We start from the raw sequence: 21,543 nt of genomic DNA, 5'->3' as shown, positions 1-21,543 counted from the left end.
TGTGGACCGCCGGAGTTCGTTCCCGTTCCCTGGCACTCCTGTGCCCGGGTGCGACAGCAACCGGCGTGCCGGCGTCCGTCTGGTCGGCGGCGGCATGCCCTCGTCGGAGAGAGGGTTCCATGACCGAACACACCCGGAAGACTGCTCGACAGGGGGACAAGGAGCGGCAGATCGTCGTCTCCGTGCGGTTTCCCGAGCCACTGCTGCAGAAGGTGAACGCCTATGCCGATGTGGTGGACGCCAGCGCGAACGCCGTCATTCGTGAGGCCGTGGAAGAGCACATCCGAACCCAGGTGCGCACGTCGGAGTTCCAGCGCAAGAGCAAGGAGTACCTGAGGCGGGCCCAGGAGCAGATCGCCGTCCTAGAGGACGAGGACACCACCGCCCTGGTCTCGTGAGCGATCCCGCGGCGTGGCGCCGGTGCCGATGGGGGTGGCACCGGCGGCGGGCCGCTCGGACCCGGACGACGGCGGACAGGGGACCGAACCCCGCGGGTTCGGTCCCCTGTCCCACGCCCGGCCGGCCCGGCCGGGGTCGGCTAGCGCGCCACGAACTGGGTCAGGATCGCCTGGACCTCGTAGATGTCGACGCCCTTGGTGAAGGTCTTTTCGATGGGGGCAGAAGAGCCGGAGACCCAGAGCTTCAGTTCGGCGTCGAGGTCGAAGTGGCCGGCCGTCTCGACCGCGAAGTGCGTGATGCTGCGGTACGGGATCGAGTGGTACTCGGTCTTCTTGCCGGTGATGCCCTGCTTGTCGATCAGGATCAGCCGCCGGTCGGTGAACAGGATGGTGTCGCGGATCAGCAGGTAGGCGGCGTGGATCTGCTCGCCCTGGCCGAGCAGACGCGCGTACTCCTGCTGGGCCTGGGCCGGGTCTATGCGGTGCGCGTTGCCGAAGAGTGCCATGGATGTCCCCCCACGTGAGCTGGTTCTTCGTCCGATCTTCGCAAACACGCAGGGCCCGGGAGAAGCCTCCGCCTCTCCCGGGCCCCGGCTGTGGCGAGCGCGTTACGCGGTCGGCTTCTCCTCGAGACGCGGGAAGAGCACCGCGCCCTTGGTGACCGTGGCGCCGGCGGGCAGCCGGCCCCAGTCCGCCGCGTCCTGGACCCGCTGGTCCGCGAGGGCGCCCAGGGAGGCCTCGGCGCCGAGGGAGTCCCAGAGCTTCTGCGAGGTGTCCGGCATGATCGGGTTGAGCAGGACCGCCACCGCGCGCAGCGACTCCGCGGCCGTGTAGAGGATCGTCGCCAGGCGGGCCCGGCCCTCCGGGGAGTCGTCCTTGGCGACCTTCCAGGGCTCCTGCTCGGTGATGTAGCCGTTGACCTGCTTCACGAAGTCGAAGACCGCCAGGATGCCGCCCTGGAAGTCCAGCTCCTCGCCGATCCTCCGGTCGGCCTCCGCGACCGCCCTGGTCAGGCCTCCGTGGACCGCCTTCTCCGCGTCCCCGTCGGCCGTCGCGGCCGGCAGCTCGCCGCCGAAGTACTTGGTGACCATGGCCGCAACGCGGGAGGCGAGGTTGCCGTAGTCGTTGGCCAGCTCGCTGGTGTAGCGGGCGGAGAAGTCCTCCCAGGAGAAGCTGCCGTCCTGGCCGAACGCGATCGCGCGCAGGAAGTACCAGCGGTACGCGTCCACGCCGAAGTGCGTGGTCAGGTCCTGCGGCTTGATGCCGGTCAGGTTGGACTTCGACATCTTCTCGCCGCCGACCATCAGCCAGCCGTTGGCCGCGATCTTCCCGGGCAGGGGCAGGCCCTGCGCCATCAGCATGGCCGGCCAGATGATCGCGTGGAAGCGCAGGATGTCCTTGCCGACCAGGTGCACGTCGGCCGGGAACGTCGACTCGAAGCGCGCCGGGTCCTCGTTGTAGCCGACCGCCGTGGCGTAGTTCAGCAGGGCGTCGACCCACACGTAGATGACGTGCTTGTCGTCCCAGGGGACCGGCACGCCCCAGTCGAAGGTCGAGCGGGAGATGGAGAGGTCCTGCAGGCCCTGGCGGACGAAGTTCACGACCTCGTTGCGCGCGGACTCGGGCTGGATGAAGCCCGGGTTGGCCTCGTAGTGCGCGAGCAGCTTCTCGCTGTACTCGCTCAGCTTGAAGAAGTAGTTCTCCTCGCTGAGGATCTCCACCGGCTTCTTGTGGATGGGGCACAGCTTCTGGCCCTCGTACACGCTCTCGCCGTCGAGCAGCTCGCCGGGGAGCTTGTACTCCTCGCAGCCCACGCAGTACGGGCCCTCGTAGCCGCCCTTGTAGATCTCGCCCTTGTCGTACAGGTCCTGCACGAACTCCTGGACGCGGTCGGTGTGCCGCTTCTGCGTGGTGCGGATGAAGTCGTCGTTCGCGATGTCGAGGTGCTCCCACAGGGGCTTCCACGACTCCGTGACGAGCTTGTCGGCCCAGGCCTGCGGGGTGACCCCGTTCGCCTCGGCCGTGCGCATGATCTTCTGACCGTGCTCGTCCGTGCCGGTGAGGTACCACACCTTCTCGCCGCGCTGGCGGTGCCAGCGGGTGAGCACGTCGCCTGCGACGGTCGTATAGGCGTGGCCCAGGTGAGGAGCGTCGTTGACGTAGTAGATGGGGGTCGAGACGTAGTACGCCTTCGCCCCCTGCTTCTCTGATCCAGTGGCCGCCATGGTCGAAATCCTACTGGCCTCGTGGAGGTCGGCTCACACGCGTTTCGGGGGGTGGACGGGGAGCGGGTCTGCTTCCGGTCCACCCCCCGAGGGCGGTGCGTGCGCGGTGGCGCGTGGTGGCGCGGCTACGGGCGCCAGGTGGCCAGTACGCCCTCGTACAGCTCCTTGTCGGTCAGCTCCTTCGGGGTCTCGCCGGCCAGGAAGTGCGAGGCGTTGCCCGTCTTGAGCTTGCGGAGGTAGTCGAAGGCCTTGTTCTCCGGGTCGCCGAAGGCGACGAAGGAGAAGTGGACGTTCGGGTGGTCCTCGGCCGCCTTGGTGAGCGCCTGGGTGGCGGGGGTCTTGGCGTCGGGGGCACCGTCGGTCTGGAAGACCACCAGGACGGGGGTGCCGGGGGCGTCCTTCTCGGTGTGGTGGGCGAGGACGGCCTCCACGGCGGCGTGGTAGCTGGTGCGGCCCATGCGGCCCAGCGCCGCGTGCAGCTCGTCGATCTTGTCCTCGTGGTCGGTGAGGGTCAGCTCGCCGGTGCCGTCCACTTCCGTGGAGAAGAACGTGACGTGGACCGTGGCCTCGGGGTCGAGGTGCGCCGCGAGGGCGAGGGTCTGCTCGGCCAGGGCCTGGGCGGAGCCGTCCTTGTAGTACGGGCGCATGGAGGCGGAGCGGTCGAGGACGAGGTGGACCCGGGCGCGGGTGCCGGTGAGGTCGTGCTTCTTGAGGGCGGTGCCGGCGGCCTTGTAGGCGGCGGTGAGGGCGGGGGCGCGGTGGCGGAGCCGGGTGGCGGGTGTCGCCGGTTTCGGCGCCTCGGCTTCGCCCTCGGCGTCGGTGTCCCCCTCCGCACCGGTCGCCTCCGGCTGCGGGGTCGTCGACGCCTCGGCTTCGCCTTCGGCGTCGGTGTCCCCACCCGTACCGCCCGTGCTGGTTTCGTCGTCCGGTGCGGGCGACCCCTGTGGGGCTTCCCCGCCGTCGGCGGGTGTGGGTGCGGATGCGGGTGCGGGTGTGGATGCGGCTGCGGGTTCCGGGGCCGGTGCCGGCTCCGCCTTGGCTTCCGGCTCGGACTCCGGATCCGCCTTGGCTTCCGGCTCGGGCTCGGGCTTGGGCTCCGGATCCGTCTTGGCCTCGGGCTCCGGCTTGGCTTCCGGCTCGGGCTCGGGCTCCGGCTCAGCCTCAGCCTCGGGCTCCGGCTTGGCCTCGGGCTCCGCCTTGGCTTCCGGCTCCGGCTCGGGGGCCGGCTCGGGCTCGGGGGCTGTCGCCTCCGGCTCGGGGGCCGTCTGAGGCTCGGGGGTTGTCCCGGGCTCAGGGGCCGGGGTCGGCTCCGGGGTGGGGGCCGGGGGTTCCTCGGCCTCCGTCGGGTTCGTCGGCTCCGTGGGCTTGGGGACCGTGACGTTGGTGAAGGCGGCCTTGACGAGGTCGTGCTCGTCGGGGGCGGCGGGTTCCGAGCGGGGCTCGGGGATCCGGGAGGTCTCCGGCTCGGCCGGGGTGGACTCGGCCGCCGGCTCCGGGGATGCGGTGGGCTGGGACGGGAGCTTCGGCTCCGGCTCGGTGGCCGGCGGTGCCGCCTCCTGCGTCGCACCCTCCGCCTGGGCGGCCCGTTCTTTGCGTGACCGGCCGAACGCGTTCCGCAGGAGAGTGAGAATGCCCATGTGCGCAACCCTTCGAGTGAGTTGGTGCCGTCAATCCCTGGCCAGGACGGACACGTAAGGTTAGCGGTCCCGGCTTGTGATCTTGTGCAGGGTCTGACATGCGAGCGGTGACGCGTCAAGGCCGGATCGAGACGTCGTCGTCGGACCTCCGAGGATTCCGCGGGTTCACCCTCCGTTCACCGCGATGCCCGGTCCCCGCACGCATGCGCGCCTACGGTCGCGCTGACACCAGGGCATCCAGGGATTCTCAAGGGGAGAACACAGTGCGCAAGCTCCTGCCGTTGATCGGAACGCCGTCCGGTTCGCACCCCGGCGGCCGGTCCGCGATGACCTGCCGTTTCCGGTGTGGTGACGCCTGCTTCCACGAGGTGCCGAACACCAGCGGCAACGAGTACGTCGGTGACGTCATCGCCGGTGCGCTCAGCCGCCGTTCCATGATGCGGGCCGCCGCCGTCGTGACCGTCGCCGCGGCGGGCGCCGGGGCGGTGGGCGTGGCGGGGGCGCCGTCGGCGCAGGCCGCGCCCGCGGCCGGAAAGGGCCACGGAGGGTCCTCCAAGGCGTCCGGTGCGCGGGGGCTGCGGTTCGCGCCGGTCGCCCCCAACACCGACGACACCGTGACCGTTCCGGAGGGGTACCGGCAGAACGTCGTCATCCGTTGGGGTGAACCCATTCTGCGCGGGGCGCCGGCCTTCGACCCCGAGCGGCAGAGCGCGAAGGCGCAGGCGGGGCAGTTCGGTTACAACAACGACTTCCTCGCGCTGCTGCCGCTGCGCGGCGAGCACGGCCGCCAGCTCCTCGTCGCGAACCACGAGTACACCGACGAGGTGCTCATGTTCCGCGGCTACGACCCCGAGAACCCGACGCGCGAGCAGGTCGAGACCGCCTGGGCCGCGCACGGGCTGTCCGTCGTCGCCGTGGAGGAGGAGCGCAAGAGCGGCCGGCTGACGCCCGTCACGCGGCACCGGCTCAACCGGCGGGTCACCGCCACCACCGAGTTCCGGCTGACCGGGCCGGCCGCCGGGTCCGACCTGGTGAAGACCTCCGCCGACCGCAGCGGGCGCAAGGTGCTCGGCACCCTCAACAACTGCTCCGGCGGCACCACCCCGTGGGGCACGACGCTGCACGGCGAGGAGAACTTCAACCAGTACTTCGCCAACGCCTCCAGCGCCACCGACAAGCGGTACGGGGTCGGGACCGGGGCCACCGAGCGGAAGTGGGAGCGGTTCGACAAGCGGTTCGACGTGGCGCAGGAGCCGAACGAGGTGCACCGGTTCGGGTACGTCGTCGAGCTGGACCCGTACGACCCCGACTCCACGCCGCGCAAGCACACGCTGCTCGGCCGGTTCAAGCACGAGGCCGCGACCGTGCGGCTGACGCAGGACGGGCGTCCGGTCGTCTACACCGGCGACGACGAGCGGTTCGACTACTTCTACAAGTTCGTCGGCAGCAAGCGGATGCGGCAGGGCAACTCGCGCGGGGCGCGTGAGCACAACCTCTCGCTGCTCGACGAGGGCACCCTCTACGTCGCCAAGCTCACCGGCGACTCCCCGGCGATCGAGATCGACGGGACGGGCACCCTGCCGGCCGACGGCGCGTTCGACGGCTCCGGGACGTGGATCCCGCTGGTCACCGCCACGGAGCGCGGCGCCGTCTCGCACGTGGAGGGGATGAGCGCCGAGGAGGTGTGCGTCTTCACGCGGCTCGCCGGGGACAAGGTCGGCGCGACCAAGATGGACCGGCCCGAGGACATCGAGCCGTCGCCGGTCACCGGCAAGGTGTACGTCGCCCTCACCAACAACTCCAACCGGGGCAAGGCCGGTTACGCCGGTCCCGACGAGGCCAACCCGCGCAACTCCAACAAGCACGGGCACATCCTGGAGCTGACCGAGCACCGGAACCGGGCCGACGCCACCGACTTCGGCTGGTCGCTGTTCCTGGTCGCCGGTGACCCCGAGGACCCGGCGACGTACTTCGCGGGCTTCCCCAAGGACCGGGTCAGCCCGATCTCCTGCCCGGACAACGTCGCCTTCGACGACCACGGCAACCTGTGGATTTCCACCGACGGCAACGCGCTCGGCAGCCACGACGGGCTCTTCGGCGTCGCGACCAAGGGCGACCGGCGCGGTGAGCTGAAGCAGTTCCTGACCGTGCCGACCGGCGCCGAGACCTGCGGACCGCTCGTCCAGGACCGGCGGGTGCTGGTCGCGGTCCAGCACCCGGGAGAGGTCGACGGCGCCTCCGTGGAGCGGCCCGCCAGCACCTGGCCCGACGGGCCGGGGAAGATCGTGCGCCCCGCCGTCGTCGCGGTGTGGCGCGCGGACGGCCGCGACATCGGCGTCTGAGCCGACCCGGGCGGCACAGGGGAGTACGGGAGTTCTACGCCCGCGCGTGGAACTCCCGTACGACCTGGATGCGGCCCACGATGTGCCGGTTGAACTCCGCCAGTTCCTCCGCCGGCACCCACAGCTCGAGGATCGTCTCGCCGCCGGCCCGGCGGACCGGGTAGCGCTCCAGGAACCCCGCGTCGACCTCGAAGCGGGTGACGTGGCCGGAACCGGAGGCGGGGACGTTCCAGTCGCGGGCGATGCGGACGGCGTAGTCCTCGTTGAGGACCGGGTAGAAGATCGGCTGCTCGGGCAGGCGCGGGGGCCAGGCCGTCCAGCCGGAGGACTCGACGAGCGCCAGTTCCTCGGGGCCCGTGGGGCGCCACAGGGTCGTCGTCCGGGGCCGGCGCGTGGTCTCCGTCATGCCCGGTGACCGTAGCCGCCGGGGCACGGGCCCCGCCACGCGGTTTCAGGGACCCGTGCGGGTCGGGTGGGGCGGGGCCGGTTCGGTGGCGGGCTCCGCCGGGGGGCGGCGGGGCGGCCGGCGCCGGTACCGGGCGGTGAGCCAGGCGGTCAGCGCGACCGTGAGGCCGAGGGCGACCAGGAGCCAGGAGACGGTGCGCAGGGTCTCGGTGAGGGCGTCGTACACGGCGCCCGCGGCGGGGCCGTCCACCGGGCCGGGGAGTTCGGTGACGGTGAGCCGGCGGCCGGCCACGACGGCGAGGGCGAGCAGCGCCCCGCCGAGGGCGGTGCCGAGGCCGGCGGCGGCGAGGGCCCGGCGGCGGCGGGCGGCGACGGCGATACCGGTGACCGCGAAGACGACGGCCGCCAGCGGCAGCCAGAAGGCGGCGACGTCGAGCATGCGGTAGCCCTCCCGGAGCCGGTCCGCCTCGGGGGCCGTGAGCAGGGTGACCGCGGTGTGCCGGACCGGGATGCGCCGGGCGAAGGGCACGTGGTCCTCGGCGAGCCGGTCCCGCACGCGTTCGGTGACGGGGGCCAGGTCGACGGTGACCGCGTGTCCGGCCGCCGCGTCGTCCCGCAGGGCGCGCAGCACGGCGGCGTGGACGGTGCGGTTGGCCTCGTCCCAGCCCTCCTGGAAGGCATCCGTCCGGGTGAACGACCGGGCCGCGTCCCGCACGAACAGGCGCACGGCGCCGTTCACGGGGCCGGCCGTGACCTCGTCGACGATGCCGGCGAACCCGGCGCCCAGGGTGTCGGCCGCCGCGTCCCGCACGTCGGGGTCGTCGGCGAGCGGCCCCACGGCGGCGACGTACCGGCCGGTGTCGGCCAGCGCGTACACCGCCCAGCCCGCCAGCGTCGCGCACGGCGCGAGCAGGCAGGCCAGGACGATCAGGGCGGCCGACAGGGCGCCCCGCAGGCGGGCGGACACCCTCCCAGGGAACCCCCCGGGCCGGTCGGCGGCGACCGGCGTGACTGCATATGGCCGCCCGGGACGAGCCGGTCAGGTGGTGCCGGACGGCCGGGCCCGCCCCGGGTCCCGGCGCGTGTAGTAGTGGTAGACGAGCCCCGCCGTCACCGCCCCCGCCAGCAGCAGGGACGCCAGGATCGACGTGAACATGGCCACCCCGCTGCCCGAGTAGATGAACCCCAGCGCGCAGCCCGCGAACGCCCCCCACAGCGCCGCGTGGATCTCGGGCGGCAGTCGCCGGGTCACCGCGCGGAGGGCGACGTACAGGATGACGAACACGAGCGCCGACATGAAGCCGGTCAGCAGGTTCCAGCCGGTGATGGGGCCGCCGTGGCGGCGGACGGACGCGACCCAGTAGCCGTAGACCAGGGCCGTCACGACGGGCAGCCCCCACTTCACCAGCAGGTGGGTCCTCGGGCCCAGGACGTCGGGCGTCGTGCGCCGCCCCGGCCTGCTCGGGCCCGTGCCGGTGCGGGCGCCGGTGGTCGTTCCGGGTGTGGGTACCGCGTGAGCCATGAGAGCACTCCTCTGCCTCGTCGCCCCGTCTGCCCTGCCCCCGTCTACCAGGGCACACCGGGGCGCCCCGGGCGGCAAGTCGGGATGCGGGGCGTGCGGGGGCGTGTTTCGCTGAGGTCCGTGAGGGGTCGTGTCCGCAGTCCGGTGCGCGCCCGGTGGCGGCCGCTCGGCCGGCTCGCGCACGCCGCCGGTCAGGGGGGCGCCGTGTCCCGGCACGAACTCCTCAGCGTGCGCGGCCGCACGGTCGCCTGGCTGTTCCCGCTGCTCCTGCTCGTGGGCATCGTCGCGGGCGACATCACCACCGGCGCGTTCGAGATCATCTCGTGGACGGTGCTGGTGCCGGGGGTCGCCGCCGCGATCTGCGGGGTGTGGGGGACGGCCGTCTTCGCCGTGCTCTCGGTCGTCGTCTACGTCATGGCCGACAGCGTCTGGCAGCACCGCGAGGAGACGGGGCTGCCGGGTCTGGTCCTCGTCCTGCTCGGCGGGGGCATCGCCGTGGTCGCCGCCGCGTTCCGGGTCGGCGGCGAGCGGCGCATGCTGCACATGCGGGACATCGCCGACACCACCCGCCGTACCGTGCTGCGTCCGCTGCCGGTGGGCTTCGGGGGCCTCGACCACGCCGCCGTCTACCTCTCCGCGGACAGCGAGGCCCGCGTCGGCGGCGACTTCTACGACATCCAGCCCGGACCGCACGGCACCCGGGTCCTCGTCGGGGACGTGCAGGGCAAGGGGCTGGGCGCGGTGGAGACGGCCGCCGCGCTGCTCGGCACCTTCCGCGAGGCCGCCTATCACGAGCCGGACCTCGCGACGGTCGCCGAGCGCCTGGAGACCCGCATGGTGCGCCACCGCGGGCACACCGCGGCCTTGGGCCGGTCCGACGGCGACCGGTTCGCCACCGCCGTGCTGATCGGCTTCTCCCCCGGCCTGCCGGACGCGGTGGAGGCCGTGGTCTTCGGCCACGAGCCCCCGATGGCGGTCGGACCGGACGGCGTGCGCGTCCTGCCGGTCGCGGGCGGGCTGCCGCTGGGCATGGCCGAACTCCTGCCGGGCGGGCCGGGCGGGCCGGGCGCGGCACCGCCCGTGCACCGGCTGCCGCTGGCCGCGGACGAGACGCTGCTGCTGGTCACCGACGGGGTGACCGAGGCCCGGGACCCGGCCGGGGTCTTCTACTGCCCGGCCGGCGACATCGCCCGCGCCCTCGCCGCCGACGACCGGTACGCCGCGCCCGCGCGCCTGGTCGCCCTCGTCCGGGACGGGACGCTGCGCCACTGCCGGGGGCGGCTGTCCGACGACACCACCGTCTTCGCGGTACGGCGCGGGCCGCGACGGGAGGAGCCGGCCGACGGGTGAGTGCCCCGCCGCGCAGTCGCAGCGGTTACCGTGCTGCCGTACGTGATCGACCGGTGAGGACAGTGCCCGGCACTGCTCGACAGGGGGAGGGGACATGCCCGGAACCGTGCTGCTGCTCGCGGCGGCGCCCGTGGGCCGCGGGTGCCTGGTGGACGCCGCCTCCGTGCTCCCCGTGCTCGCGGCCGTGCCGCCCGCCGTGCTCTCCGGCGCGGACACGGCCAACGTCGTCGAGCTGGCCGACCCGCTGGACCCGCAGGCCGTCCTCACCCGGCTGCGGGCCGCGGCGGCGGCCCCCGGACCGCTCACGGTCTACGTCGCCGGGCAGCTGCAGCTGGACCGGCGCCAGCGCCTTCCGCACCTGGCGCTGGCCCGCACGACCCCGGCGAACGTCCGCTACACCGCCCTGCCCTGGCACTGGATCCGCGAGGAGCTGCGGCTGCGGCCGAGCGGCGCGACGACCCTGCTGCTCGACCTGCACGCCGACCACGAGACGTGGCAGTGGCTGCGGACCAGCCCGCTGGACTCCGGGCGCAACAACGCCGTCTACGGCCGTGTCGCGCCACCGCCCGCACGGCGGACGGTGGCCGTCCCGGCGTACATGCGGGGCATCGCGACGATCCTGCGCAGCGGGCACCGGCCGCCGCCGGACGAGCTGCACCAGCAGGCGCTGGCCCGGGCCGCCGCGGACACCGCGGCCGCCGGTGCGGTGGCCGGCGCGGACCTGGTGCTGACGGCGCCGGGGCCGGTGGCGGGCGACCCGCACGCCGTCATCGCCGCCGCCGTGCGCTCCGGGCGGCACGGGGACGCCGACGCGCTCGCCGCCCGGCACGAGCGGGCCGCGGCCCACGCGTACGGGCCCGCCTCCGAGGACGCCCTGCACTGGACGGAGGTCCGGGCCGACCTGGCGATGTTCGCCGGGGACCCGGTGCGCAGCTGCCGGGCCTGGCTGTCGGTGGCCGAGGTCCGGCTCGGCGCGGGGCAGCCCCCGCAGGCGCCCGCCGTGGAGGCGGCCGTCGACCGGGCCCACCACCAGTGGGGACGCATCCGCGACGCCGGAAGCGCCCGCGAACTGGGCCCGCCGCTCGCCGCGTTGCGCGGCCGGGTACCGGGTCGCCGCGAGGGCGCCCTGGACCACGTCCAGCGCGAGCTGAGCCGCTTGCAGACCCAGGGCTGAGCGCGGGCCCGTACGCGGACCGACGGGGGCCGGGCCTGACCGGCGGGCCGGTTCGGGGGGAAGGACGCACGGCCCCGCCGATGCCGGTGGCCGGGGCCCGGTGCGCCGGCTCCCGCACCCGCACCCGCGGCCCGATCCGCCGCCGGGGCCTAGCGGGCCGCGGTGGCCGAGCCGTCCTGGGCGGGGACGGGGGCGGTGCCGGACACCGGCGCCGGGGAGGAGGAGCGTGGTTCCGCGTCCGCCGGGGCCGCGTTGGCGGCCAGCAGCAGACCGGCCACGGTGACGACGCCGGCGGCGACGGCCCTGGCGTAACGTTCGGCGGTGCGGGTGCGTACGGGCACGGTGTCCTCGGTGGGATCAGGGGGGTTGTGTCAAGCACGGTTAAGCGCACTTAATACGCCGTTTAACCTAGAGCCGTCCGAGCCGAACGGCAAGAGCCTCATGGGGAGTTGGCAGTGGGGGACCGTGACGACCGAAACGCCATCGGGCGCCGGGTGCAGCGGCTGCGCGCCGAGCGCGGGCTGACCCAGCGCCAGCTCGCGGAGCCGGCCTACACGCCCGCGTACATCTCCACCCTGGAGGCCGGCCGCGTCCGCCCCTCCGAGGAGGCCCTGCGGCACCTCGCCGAGCGGCTCGGCGTCGGCTACGAGGAGCTGGCCACCGGGCGCCCCGCCCACCTCGCCACCGACCTGCGCCTGCGGCTGACCGGGGCGCAGCGCACCCTCGCCACCGAGGGTGCCGAACAGGCCGCCGGGCAGTACGCCGGGCTGCTCGCCGAGGCCGAGGCGTACGAGCTGACCGACGAGCGGGCCGCCGCGCTGCTCGGGCTCGGGGAGTGCGCGGTGGAGACCGGTGAACTGGCCGCCGGGCGGGAGTACTTCGAGCGGGCCGAGCAGTGCCTGGCCGACGCCGGCGCCCCGCTGCCCGCCCGCGTCCCCGCCGTGCGCGGACGCGCCCTGTCCCACTACCTCGCCGGTGAACTGCGGTACGCCGTCTACCTGCTGGAGTCCACCCTCGACGAGCTGAACCGCGGCGGGCTGCACGACCCGGACGCCCTGCTGCTGCTGTACGCCAGCGCGATCGGCCCGTACATGGACATGGGCGCCCACGCACGCGCCGCCCAGGCCGCCGAACTCGCCCTCTCCCTGGCCCCCAGCGCCGGCGACCCCGCGCTGGTGGCCCGCATGCACCGGTCGGTCGCCCGCACCCTGCTCGCCGAGGGCCGCCTCGCCGACGCCGACGCCTCCCTCGCCAAGGCCGCCGAGCTGTACCGCACGCTGCAACTCCGCACCGAGCTGGCCAACTGCCACTGGATGCGGGGGTACGTCTACGCGCAGAACGGCGAACTCCCGCGCGCCGAGGCCGAGATGCGCGAGGCCCTCGGCATGCTGTCAGCCAGCCGCGCCGCCCTGTACAGCAGCCAGGTCGCCGTCGAGCTGGCGGACGTGCTGCACCGGCGGGGCAAGTCCCAGGAGGCCGCGGAACTGCTGCACGGCGTCCTCGACGACCTCTCCTCCGAGCGCGGCGCCGTGCACTCCGCGGGCGCGCACCGGCTGCTCGGCATCATCGCCGAGGACGCCCGGGACACCGAGGCCGCCGAGGAGCACTACGTCCGCGCGCTGAGCCTGCTGGAGCGGGCCGGGGCGGCCGGTGACCTCGCCGACCTGTGCCGGCTCCTCGGCGACCTGCTGCGCCGCACCGGCCGCGTCGAGGCCGCCCTGGACGCCTACCGCACCGGCCTGGGCCACCGCACCGCCCCGGGCACGACCACCCTGGGCCCGGCACCGGCGGCACCACCGCTGTAGGGACCGCGCCGCGCCGACGGCGCCGCGCCGCCGGGTTCGGTGTGCCGGGGCGGGGCGCCGGCGTGGCAGGGTTCGCGCGCTGCGGTGCGGTCGCGCTGGGACCAGGCACGTCAGCGTCGGGGCGGCCCTGTTGTGGCCGTTCGCCTGTGCCTGGGGGCGTGGTGGGCACCGCTGGGGCGGCACGGGGGTGGTTCCTGACCGGCGGCGCTGTGCCGCTGGTCACGGTGTGCCGGGGCGGGGGCGTCCGCGTGGCAGGGTTCGCGCGCTGCGGTGCGGTCGCGCTGGGGCCCGGCATGTCAGCGTCGGGCGGCCCTGTTGTAGCCGTTCGCCTGTGCCTGGGGGCGCGGTGGGCACCGCCGGGGCGGCGGTCGCCTCCGGTGGGCGCGCCCGGCCCGGCTCCCGCGCGGTTCGGTTTCCGCCGGGTTCGGCTCCCGCGCGGTTCGGCTTCCGCCCCGGTCGGCTCCTGCCACAGGGGCGGCTTCCGTGTGCGTCGGCGGCAGGGAGCCGTTGACCGGCGTGGCGTCACACCTGGGCGCGGCCCTGGCGCCGGGCTTCCGTCAGGCGGGCCGTGCCCGTTTCGGTGGCCGTGCGGGTGGCGGTGCCGGAGGGGGTGCCGAGGGTGCCGTGGGTGAGGCTCAGGGCGTCGTCGCCGATGCGGACGGCGATCACGTCCACGGTGAGGGTCCCGTCCTCGGTGGCCGCCGTGTCCCGCACGGTCACCCGCAGGCCGACGCGGGCGTCCCCCGTCTCCGGCGGGGTCAGGGCGGTGACCCGGACCTCCCGGGCGGTCCCGGCGGCCCGCGTCCCGACGTGCCCGCACGTGTCCGGCAGCGTCGCCAGCCACGCCAGGGTCCGGTCGAGGTCGGCGGCGCGGTACGAGGTGATCCGGTAGTGGAGCTGGGCCCCGGTGTCCGTGTCGTCCAGGGCGGCGGTGGCGCGGGGTGCGGCGGCGGCGCTCCCGCCGAAGAGGTCCTCCGTGTACAGGGCGTCGAGGAGGCGCCGGCAGCCGTCCTGCGCGGTTCCTTCCGACGCGGTCTTGAGCACCTCGTCTCGCCAGGTCGCGGCGCCCCGCGTCGGCTCCCACGCCTCCCCCAGGTCCGCCGCCGTGATCAGGGCCGCCCGCGCCTGCCCCGGGGTGAGCGCCGGGGGCAGCGCGGCCGACGGAAGCGCGGCCGGGGACCGTACGGTCCCCGACGGGGTGCCGGCCGGCCGGTCCGCCGCCCGCTCACCGGCCGCGCCGCAGGCGGTCGCCGTCAACGCCAGGGCCACGGCGAGCGCGGCGGGGGCCTGCTGCATCGGTGCCTCCTGGTGGGGCCGGTGCGGCCGGTGCCGTGCGGGTGCGGCCGCCCCTCCACGGCACCACCGTCCCCGCCCCGCCACCAGCGCGCACGGCCGTCCGGGTGAAGGGCGCCGGTCACAGGCCCAGCCACACCGTCGTGTCAGGGCCCAGCCGGCCGCCCTCCAGGGGCGCGCTGCTCAGCAGGACCTCGCCGGCCGGCAGGTCGACCGTCCGTGCGGAGAGGTTGGTGACGCAGCGCCAGCCGTCCGAGCGGTCGAACCGCAGGACCCCCGCCGGAACCTCGTCCGACCAGGTCAGCTCCTCGCCGTCGAGCAGCTTGCGGCGCAGGCGCAGGGCCGTGCGGTACAGCTCCAGCGTCGAGCCCGCCACCCCGTCCTGGGCCTGGACGGCGTACCGGGCGAAGGACGGCGGCTGCGGCAGCCACGCCGCGCCCGCGCCGAAGCCGTACGACGGCCCGTCCGCCGTCCACGGCAGCGGCACCCGGCAGCCGTCGCGGCCCTTGCGGACGTGCCCGGTCTGTTCCCAGATCGGGTCCTGGAGGACCTCGGTGGGCAGGTCGGCCACCTCGGGCAGGCCCAGTTCCTCGCCCTGGTAGAGGTAGGCCGAGCCGGGCAGCGCCAGCATCAGCAGCGTCGCCGCGCGGGCCCGGCGCAGCCCGGCCGCCGTGTCGACGGCGGGCGCGTGGCCGCCGGACAGCAGCCAGGCGTCGGTGTCCGTGCCCGGCGGCAGGGCGAGGCGGGTGGCGTGGCGGACGACGTCGTGGTTGGACAGCACCCAGGTCGCCGAGGCGCCGGCGGCCCGCGCGTCGGCCAGCGAGCCGGTGATGACCTCGCGCAGCTCGGCGGCGTCCCACCCGGTCTGGAGGTACTCGAAGTTGAAGGCCTGGCCCAGTTCGTCCGGACGGGCGTACAGCACGCGCCGGGGGCCCGGGACCCATGCCTCGGCGACCGCGGTGCGGGGCGGGGTGTAGGAGTCGAGGATCTTGCGCCAGTCGCGGTAGACCTCGTGGACGTCGTCGCGGTCGTAGAAGGGGTGGGTGCCCGGCGCGAACCGGGACAGGGCCGCCTCGCCGCTCAGTTCGGGGGCGCCCAGGTCGCGCAGCGGCTCGGTCAGGTCCTTGACCAGCGCGTGCGCGACGTCGACGCGGAAGCCGTCGACGCCCCGGTCGCACCAGAACCGCAGCGTCGTGCGGAAGTCGGCGCGGACCTGTTCGTTCTCCCAGTTGAGGTCGGGCTGCTGGGGTGCGAACAGGTGCAGGTACCACTGTCCGTCGGGCACCCGCTCCCAGGCGCTGCCGCCGAAGACGGACTGCCAGTCGGTGGGCGGCAGTTCCCCGTGCTCGCCCCGGCCGTCCCGGAAGACGTAGCGGTCGCGGGCCGCGGAACCCGGGCCCGCCCGCAGTGCCTCGCGGAACCACGCGTGGCGGTGCGAGGTGTGGTTGGGCACCAGGTCGACGATCACCTTCAGGCCCAGCCGGTGGGCCTCGGCGGCCATCGCGTCGAAGTCGTCCAGCGTGCCCAGCCGCGGGTCGACGTCGCGGTAGTCGTCGACGTCGTAGCCGCCGTCGGCGAGTTCGGAGGGGTAGAAGGGGCTCAGCCACAGGGCATCGACGCCGAGCGCGGCCAGGTGGGCCAGGCGCTGGGTGACGCCCCGCAGGTCTCCGAGCCCGTCGCCGTCGGCGTCGGCGAAGCTGCGGGGATAGACCTGGTAGATGACGGCCTGCCGCCACCAGGTGGGGTCCTTGGACGACAGGTCGGGGGCACCGGCGGTGCTGCGGACGGTCACGCGGCCTCCTTCGCGGTACGGGGTCTCGGTCCGTGGTTCCCGTAAGCGGTTCCGTTGCGTGGTTTCCGGTTCCGGTCCGTGGTTCCGGCACGCGGAGTGACACGAACCGATCCGTTACTTCTGTCCAGATCACCCGAAAAGCGAACCCGTGCGCCCGCGACGCGCCGGTGGCTATGCCTCCGTGCGCTCGACCGCCCCGAGGTACAGCTCCACGTAACGGGCCACGTCCACGTCCAACGCCACGTCGACCATCGGCTGTTCGCGCACGCCGTCGTGCAGCTCGGACTCGCCGGCGCGCAGGCGGCGGTCGACGAGCGTCTGACCGCGTGCCGGGCCGGGGGCGAGGGACACCTCGACGGGCAGCCGCCGCGTGGTCAGGCCCTCCGGGTCGATCACCGCGCAGACCGCGCCCGCGTCGCCGAGCCCGCCGCCCGGGTCGGACGCGTCGGTGGCCGGGCCGCGGTGGGCGAGCAGGTCGCCGGCGAGCCGGGTGCCGGGCTCGGCGCTCGCGCGCAGCCGCCGTACGTGCGTACCCGGCACGATCACCCGCTCGAACACGTCGAGCCCGTACATCGTGATCGGCACCCCGGCCGTGAGCAGGATCGCGGCCGCCTCCGGGTCGTGCCACACGTTGAACTCGGCGACGGGCGTCGCGTTCCCGGTGGCCACCGCGCCGCCCATGAACACGATCCGCTCGATGTTCCCGGTGACCTCCGGGTGGGTGCGCAGCAGCAGCGCGATGTTGGTCAGCGGCGCGGTCGGGATCAGGGTGACCGGGCGCGGGGAGGCGAGGATCTCCCGGCGCAGCAGCGTCACCGCGTCCACGTCGGCGGGGGCGCGGGTGGGGGCGGGCAGCCCGAGGTCGCCCATGCCGTCGGCGCCGTGCACGTGCCGCGCGGTGCGCACGCCCTCGATCAGCGGCCGCTCGGCACCCCGGGCGACGGGGACGTCCGGCGCGCCGGCCCGCTCCAGCACGGTCAGCGTGTTCCGCACGACGCCCGCCACGTCGGTGTTCCCGGCCACGCAGGTGACCGCGCGCAGGTCGAGGCGCGGGTGGCGGACCGCCAGCAGCAGGGCCAGGGCGTCGTCGACGCCGGTGTCGCAGTCGATGATCACCGGGATGGGCTGCTGCCGGTCGGAGGCGGAGGGGGGCGTCACGGCGGGGCTCCTTACGGTGCGCGGGGGTGCCGGTGACCTTACGCGGACTCCGCGCCCCGGGGCCGTGGGGCGCGGGGGCCGCCCGGACCGGTCCGGAGCCGGGCGGATCAGTGGACGACCACCAGCTCGTGCGAGGCGGTGTTGAGTCGTCGGCCACCGTCCTCCGTGCAGGTCACGACGTCCTCGATGCGGACTCCGAAGCGGTCCGGGAGGTGGATGCCGGGCTCGATGGAGAAGCACATGCCGGGTTCGAGCGGCTGCTCCTCGCCCTCCATCAGATAGGGCGGTTCGTGGGTGGTGACGCCGACGCCGTGGCCGGTGCGGTGCACGCCGTGCCCGGCATGGCCGGCCTCCTCCAGCACCGCGCGGGCCGCCCGGTCGACCTCCTGGCACGACGCCCCGGGCCGCACCGCCGCGAACGCCGACCGCTGCGCGGCCCGTACGGTCGCGTGGACCCGGCGCTCCTCGTCCGTGGGCTCCCCGACGTGGACGGTGCGGGCGGTGTCGAAGCCGTAGCCGTCCCGCAGGCCGCCGAAGTCCAGGACGACCATGTCGCCGTCCCCGACGATCCGGTCGCCGGGCCGGTGGCGCGGGTCGGCCGCGTGGGGTCCGGCGCCGACGACCGTGAAGTCGACCCGGCTGCGGCCGGGCCCGCGCAGCAGCCCGGCCAGGTCCGCGGCCAGCTCGCGCTCACTGCGCCCGGCGAAGCGCAGCCCGAGGACCTCCTCGTACGCGGCGTCCGCCGCCGCTGCCGCGGCCGCCAGCCGGGCCACCTCGTGCTCGTCCTTCACCGCGCGCCGCATGGGCAGGACGGCGGACAGCGGCTGGAAGACGGCGAGCGGCAGGGACTTCTGGAGGCAGAGCACGTGCAGCGCCCAGGTCGCGTCGGAGACGGCGTAGCGGCCGTGCGGGCGCAGCAGTCCGGCCGCGGCGGCGTAGGCGTCGTGGCCCTCCCACCAGTCGAAGACGCGCACCGCGCCCGCGCCGGGGGCCGCCTCGGCGGTCGGCCGGTCGAGGGCCGGCACCAGCAGCCGGGGCTGGGCGTTGGCCGTGAGGACGAGGAGGGTGAGGCGTGCGGCGGTGGCGGTGGGCCGGTAGCCGCACAGCCACACCAGGTCCGGACCGGGGGTGACCAGCACCCCGGCGAACCCGAGGGCGGCGGCCTCGTACGCGGTGCGGTCCATGCGGGCCGCGTACACCTCGTCCGTGAAGGCGGCGGGGCTGCCGTCGCCCGCACCCGGGCCCGGCCCGGGCGACGCGGCGCTCTCGCCGGTCACGTCCGCCTCACCCGGCACGCGCGGTGTCCCGCGGCCGGTGCCGGCCGCGGGGCGCCGACGGGACCCGGCGACTCATCCCGGTCCCCCGCTGCCGAAGGATCCGCTCGACCCCGGCGACCAGCGGCGCCGGTGCTGGTCGTCGCCGCGGCGGCTGCCGGCGTGGTGCAGTTGGTAGGGCATGAGCCGCGGGCTCCCGTCCTCGTTGAGGGGGATCTCGTCGGGTTCGCGCATCTCCCGCTCCTCGTGGACGGCGCCGGTGTCCGGGAGGTGCGGCTGTTCGTCGGCACGAGGGCGGTCGGGCTCCCGGTCCATGACCCGCAGGCCCGCGCGCACGGCCCAGATCAACGCGCCGGCGACCACCAGCCCGATGATGAAGGCCACCGTCACTTTGACCTCGCCCGAGGCCAGCAGTACATCCGTTGCCGTACTCATGTTCTGATTATGTACCCCCAAATGGGATAAAGCGCCCCCTGTGCTCCCACTCGTGCGGCCGTGATTGGGAGGGGGCGGTGGCTGGTACCCGGGCGGCACGGGGCGGCACCGGCCTCGGCCCCCGTCCCGGCCGCGTCACCGGTGGAAGGAGCACCCCATGACCGTGCCGCTGACGGCCGACGCCCAGGAGTCCGGCCTGATCGGGGACGGTGTCGCCGACGACCGGCCGGCCCTGCAGGAACTGGTGGACGCGCTCGGCGACGCCACCGCCGCGGACGGACGGCCGCGCACCGTGCGCGTGCCCGCCGGACGGTACGTGATCCGGGACCGGCCGGTGCTCTGGCGCAGCGGGGTCTCGCTGGTCGGCGCCGGACGCGGCGCCACGTGCTTCGAGCTCTCCAACCCCGGTGCGCCGACGCGGCCGGTGCCGCTGGCCTGGTTCACCACCGCGCAGCACGGCGCGGGACGCGAGCGCCATCTCGCCGACGTCACCTTCGCCCACTTCGAGATCGACGGCCTGCGGGTGCGGACCGAGGAGTACGACGTCCTGGCCAAGGGCCTGGGCCTGCAGTACGTGCTGCGCGGGCGCTTCACCGACCTGTACGTCCACGACACCGCCGCCACCGGCTTCGGGTGCGACTTCCTCCAGGACACGGTGGTCGAGGGGGTGCTGACCGAGCGGTGCGGGCGGCAGGACCCCGGCGAGGACATGGGCGGCGCGGGCATCGGGATCGGGGTCGGCGGGTGGGGGCCGGTCGAACGCCTCGCGGTGACGGACTGCACGGCGCGCGGCAACGGCACCAACGGCATCTTCCTCGAACTCCAGCAGGACGACTGGGTCCCGCCGCGCGGCATCCGCATCACCTCCTGCCACACCGAGGACAACCGTTACGGCATCTCCGACTGGGGCGCCGACGGCCTGCTCGTCACCGGCTGCACGATGCTCGGCAACCACGTCGCCGGGTTCGACGTGTCGGCGCAGGGCACGACGAACGTCGGCGGGCGCGGCGGCCTCGTCACGGGCTGCGTGATCGACGCCAACACCGGGGACGGGATCGCGCTCGGCAACACCCCCGGGCCGTACGGCTTCCACGGCAACCGGGTCGGCAACAACGGCCGGTACGGCTACTGGGAGCACAACCTGGCCGGCGGGGACCAGGAGCCCGCCACGGACATCGTCCTGGAGTCCAACGACATCCACGACAACGCGCTGGACGGCATCCGCGTCGACGCCCCGCTGCACGAGCCCGCGTTCCTGGGCAACCGGATCCGCGGCAACGGCCGCCGCGCGGCGCCCCGGACCGGCGGGGGCGGCGAGGGCGTCCACTGCGGGCCGCTGTCCCTGACCGACGAGCGGGCCGACTGGCTCCCGGGCGGCCACCGCGGCAAGGAGCTGGCGGTCGGCACCGGATCGGAACAGGACGACGTCACCGCCGTGGTCGTCGACAACACCACCACCGAACTGACCCTCGCCCCGGTGCGCCCGGGCGCCGGCACCGCCTGGTCCGGCGGCACCCCCGGCCCCGGCGCCGGCTACCGCCTCCCGGACTGCCCGGCCCCGCGCGCCGGCCTCACCGCGGCCGCCGCCGTGACCCACCCGTACGTGCAGGGCAACCGCGTCCGGGACGACGGGCACCCCCGCACCCAGGTCCACGCGGTGTGGATCGCCCCCGAGGCGACGTGGACGGGCGGCCGGGTCTCCGGCAACGACTTCGGCGGCAACGCCTCGGCGTCGACCCGCTTCGACTCGGCGCCGAGCGGCGGGCGCTGGCGCGACAACGCGGCCTGACGGGGGCCGTGCCGCGCCTCCGCGTCAGGGCGCCCGCAGCGCGTCCACCGCGATCCGGGCGGCGGTGCCGATCACGGCGTCCGCCGCCGGGAGCACGGCCGCGGTGTGGGCGGTGCGGGTGAAGACGGCCACGGCGTAGCGGCCGCCGTCGGGGTATTCCACGACGCCGACCTCGTTGCGCAGGGTGGGCAGACTGCCGGTCTTGCCGGCCACGTGCACGTCGTCGAAGGGGAAGCCGGCGGCCAGGCGGTGCGGCCACACCTGGAGCCCCATGATCCGGCGCATCGCGGCGCCGTACTCGGGCGGGCAGGCCTCGTCCCGCCACACCGCGCCGAGCAGGCGGGTCATGTCGCGGGGGGTGCTGCGGTTGGTGCGGGCCGGGTCCAGGGCGCGCAGCCGGGTGATGACGTGCGGGTCGGTCAGCGCCCGGGCGCCGTCGGGCCCGGCGTCCTCGCGCATGGTGCCCAGCATCTCGCCGAAGCCGTACACCGCCCGCGTCCGGGTGAGGCCGAGCCGGGCCGTGGTGCGGTTGACGGCGTCCAGGCCGACCCGGCGCAGCAGCAGGTCGGCGGCGGTGTTGTCGCTGACGGACATCATCAGGAACGCCGCGTCGCGCAGCGACAGCCGCACCGGGTCGAGCATGGCCGCGAGCCCCGTGGGCCCCGGGGTGCGTCCGGCGGGCGGGCACTCGACCTGCTCGGTGAGGTCCAGCGCCCCGGCCGCCGCCAGCTCGTGCAGCGTCACCAGGAGACACAGCTTGTGGACACTGGCCGTGCACACCGGCTGCTCCGCCCGGGTCCCGACCTGCGCCCCCGAGTCGACGTCCACGGCATGCAGCCATCCGGTGACCCCGGCATCGGCGAAGGCCGCGTCGAGACGGGCGGCGACGCTGTCGGTCATGACCGGGACTCCGATCCGGGGCGGGACCCCACCACCCGCCCACC

General features: G+C 74.8%; 19 protein-coding genes. 6 read left to right on the top strand and 13 right to left on the bottom strand.

Going from position 1 to position 21,543, the window contains the following annotated elements; genetic code table 11:
* The first annotated feature begins 119 nt into the window (after positions 1 to 119).
* Entirely contained in the window at positions 120 to 398 is a 279-nt protein-coding gene (locus Sdi02f_RS18285; protein WP_030401524.1) for a hypothetical protein, read from the top strand.
* A 140-nt stretch (positions 399 to 538) separates the two neighbouring features.
* On the opposite strand, the gene Sdi02f_RS18280 is transcribed toward Sdi02f_RS18285, so the two are convergent.
* The 3 genes from Sdi02f_RS18280 to Sdi02f_RS18270 all read right to left on the bottom strand — a co-directional run bounded on the left by Sdi02f_RS18280 (position 539) and on the right by Sdi02f_RS18270 (position 4,260).
* A complete protein-coding gene (locus Sdi02f_RS18280; protein WP_030401523.1) occupies positions 539 to 904 on the bottom strand; it encodes a PH domain-containing protein in 366 nt (121 codons plus the stop codon).
* A 102-nt stretch (positions 905 to 1,006) separates the two neighbouring features.
* Positions 1,007 to 2,623, bottom strand: a complete 1,617-nt coding sequence (gene metG, locus Sdi02f_RS18275; RefSeq protein WP_108933668.1) for a methionine--tRNA ligase — start codon at positions 2,621 to 2,623, stop codon at positions 1,007 to 1,009.
* 125 nt (positions 2,624 to 2,748) lie between these two features.
* On the bottom strand, positions 2,749 to 4,260 hold the full coding sequence (locus Sdi02f_RS18270; protein ID WP_108933667.1) for a VWA domain-containing protein: 1,512 nt from the start codon (positions 4,258 to 4,260) through the stop codon (positions 2,749 to 2,751).
* Between the two features lie 263 nt (positions 4,261 to 4,523).
* On the opposite strand from Sdi02f_RS18270, the gene Sdi02f_RS18265 reads away from it, so the two are divergent.
* Entirely contained in the window at positions 4,524 to 6,602 is a 2,079-nt protein-coding gene (locus Sdi02f_RS18265; protein WP_030401520.1) for a PhoX family protein, read from the top strand.
* Between the two features lie 34 nt (positions 6,603 to 6,636).
* On the opposite strand, the gene Sdi02f_RS18260 is transcribed toward Sdi02f_RS18265, so the two are convergent.
* From Sdi02f_RS18260 to Sdi02f_RS18250, 3 genes are all read right to left on the bottom strand, one after another.
* Positions 6,637 to 7,008 (bottom strand): hypothetical protein, encoded by a 372-nt coding sequence (locus Sdi02f_RS18260; RefSeq protein ID WP_030401519.1) that lies wholly within the window; start codon positions 7,006 to 7,008, stop codon positions 6,637 to 6,639.
* Positions 7,009 to 7,053: 45 nt separating this feature from the next.
* Positions 7,054 to 7,974, bottom strand: coding sequence for a hypothetical protein (locus tag Sdi02f_RS18255; RefSeq protein ID WP_108933666.1), 921 nt, complete (start codon positions 7,972 to 7,974; stop codon positions 7,054 to 7,056).
* 72 nt (positions 7,975 to 8,046) lie between these two features.
* Positions 8,047 to 8,529, bottom strand: a complete 483-nt coding sequence (locus tag Sdi02f_RS18250) for a hypothetical protein (protein ID WP_108933665.1) — start codon at positions 8,527 to 8,529, stop codon at positions 8,047 to 8,049.
* A gap of 84 nt (positions 8,530 to 8,613) precedes the next feature.
* On the opposite strand from Sdi02f_RS18250, the gene Sdi02f_RS18245 reads away from it, so the two are divergent.
* On the top strand, positions 8,614 to 9,879 hold the full coding sequence (locus Sdi02f_RS18245; RefSeq protein WP_108933664.1) for a PP2C family protein-serine/threonine phosphatase: 1,266 nt from the start codon (positions 8,614 to 8,616) through the stop codon (positions 9,877 to 9,879).
* 94 nt (positions 9,880 to 9,973) lie between these two features.
* Positions 9,974 to 11,053, top strand: a complete 1,080-nt coding sequence (locus Sdi02f_RS18240; protein ID WP_030401515.1) for a hypothetical protein — start codon at positions 9,974 to 9,976, stop codon at positions 11,051 to 11,053.
* Between the two features lie 149 nt (positions 11,054 to 11,202).
* Here Sdi02f_RS18240 and Sdi02f_RS18235 read toward each other — a convergent pair whose 3' ends face one another.
* Positions 11,203 to 11,394: a hypothetical protein gene (locus Sdi02f_RS18235; protein ID WP_053638515.1), complete on the bottom strand. Its 192-nt coding sequence runs from the start codon at positions 11,392 to 11,394 to the stop codon at positions 11,203 to 11,205.
* Positions 11,395 to 11,508: 114 nt separating this feature from the next.
* Between Sdi02f_RS18235 and Sdi02f_RS18230 the strand changes: the two genes are divergently transcribed.
* The gene (locus Sdi02f_RS18230) at positions 11,509 to 12,858 is read left to right on the top strand and encodes a helix-turn-helix domain-containing protein (protein ID WP_031085745.1); all 1,350 of its coding nucleotides are present in this window, start codon (positions 11,509 to 11,511) and stop codon (positions 12,856 to 12,858) included.
* A gap of 522 nt (positions 12,859 to 13,380) precedes the next feature.
* Here the strand turns inward: Sdi02f_RS18230 and Sdi02f_RS18225 are convergent.
* The 5 genes from Sdi02f_RS18225 to Sdi02f_RS18205 all read right to left on the bottom strand — a co-directional run bounded on the left by Sdi02f_RS18225 (position 13,381) and on the right by Sdi02f_RS18205 (position 18,810).
* Entirely contained in the window at positions 13,381 to 14,154 is a 774-nt protein-coding gene (locus tag Sdi02f_RS18225; protein WP_245962221.1) for a hypothetical protein, read from the bottom strand.
* 118 nt (positions 14,155 to 14,272) lie between these two features.
* Positions 14,273 to 15,943: a glycoside hydrolase family 13 protein gene (locus Sdi02f_RS18220; protein WP_053638513.1), complete on the bottom strand. Its 1,671-nt coding sequence runs from the start codon at positions 15,941 to 15,943 to the stop codon at positions 14,273 to 14,275.
* Positions 15,944 to 16,114: 171 nt separating this feature from the next.
* The gene (locus tag Sdi02f_RS18215) at positions 16,115 to 17,101 is read right to left on the bottom strand and encodes a nucleoside hydrolase (protein WP_108933663.1); all 987 of its coding nucleotides are present in this window, start codon (positions 17,099 to 17,101) and stop codon (positions 16,115 to 16,117) included.
* Positions 17,102 to 17,208: 107 nt separating this feature from the next.
* The gene (locus Sdi02f_RS18210; protein WP_108933770.1) at positions 17,209 to 18,285 is read right to left on the bottom strand and encodes an aminopeptidase P family protein; all 1,077 of its coding nucleotides are present in this window, start codon (positions 18,283 to 18,285) and stop codon (positions 17,209 to 17,211) included.
* A 165-nt stretch (positions 18,286 to 18,450) separates the two neighbouring features.
* Positions 18,451 to 18,810, bottom strand: coding sequence for a DUF6479 family protein (locus Sdi02f_RS18205; protein ID WP_030401508.1), 360 nt, complete (start codon positions 18,808 to 18,810; stop codon positions 18,451 to 18,453).
* A gap of 157 nt (positions 18,811 to 18,967) precedes the next feature.
* On the opposite strand from Sdi02f_RS18205, the gene Sdi02f_RS18200 reads away from it, so the two are divergent.
* Entirely contained in the window at positions 18,968 to 20,599 is a 1,632-nt protein-coding gene (locus tag Sdi02f_RS18200; RefSeq protein ID WP_167458195.1) for a right-handed parallel beta-helix repeat-containing protein, read from the top strand.
* 24 nt (positions 20,600 to 20,623) lie between these two features.
* On the opposite strand, the gene Sdi02f_RS18195 is transcribed toward Sdi02f_RS18200, so the two are convergent.
* Positions 20,624 to 21,499: a serine hydrolase gene (locus Sdi02f_RS18195; RefSeq protein ID WP_030401506.1), complete on the bottom strand. Its 876-nt coding sequence runs from the start codon at positions 21,497 to 21,499 to the stop codon at positions 20,624 to 20,626.
* Positions 21,500 to 21,543 lie beyond the last annotated feature (44 nt).

The sequence above is a fragment of the Streptomyces ardesiacus genome (assembly GCF_003112575.1).
GTDB lineage: Bacteria > Actinomycetota > Actinomycetes > Streptomycetales > Streptomycetaceae > Streptomyces > Streptomyces ardesiacus.
This window is presented reverse-complemented; position numbering and strand designations above follow the sequence as displayed.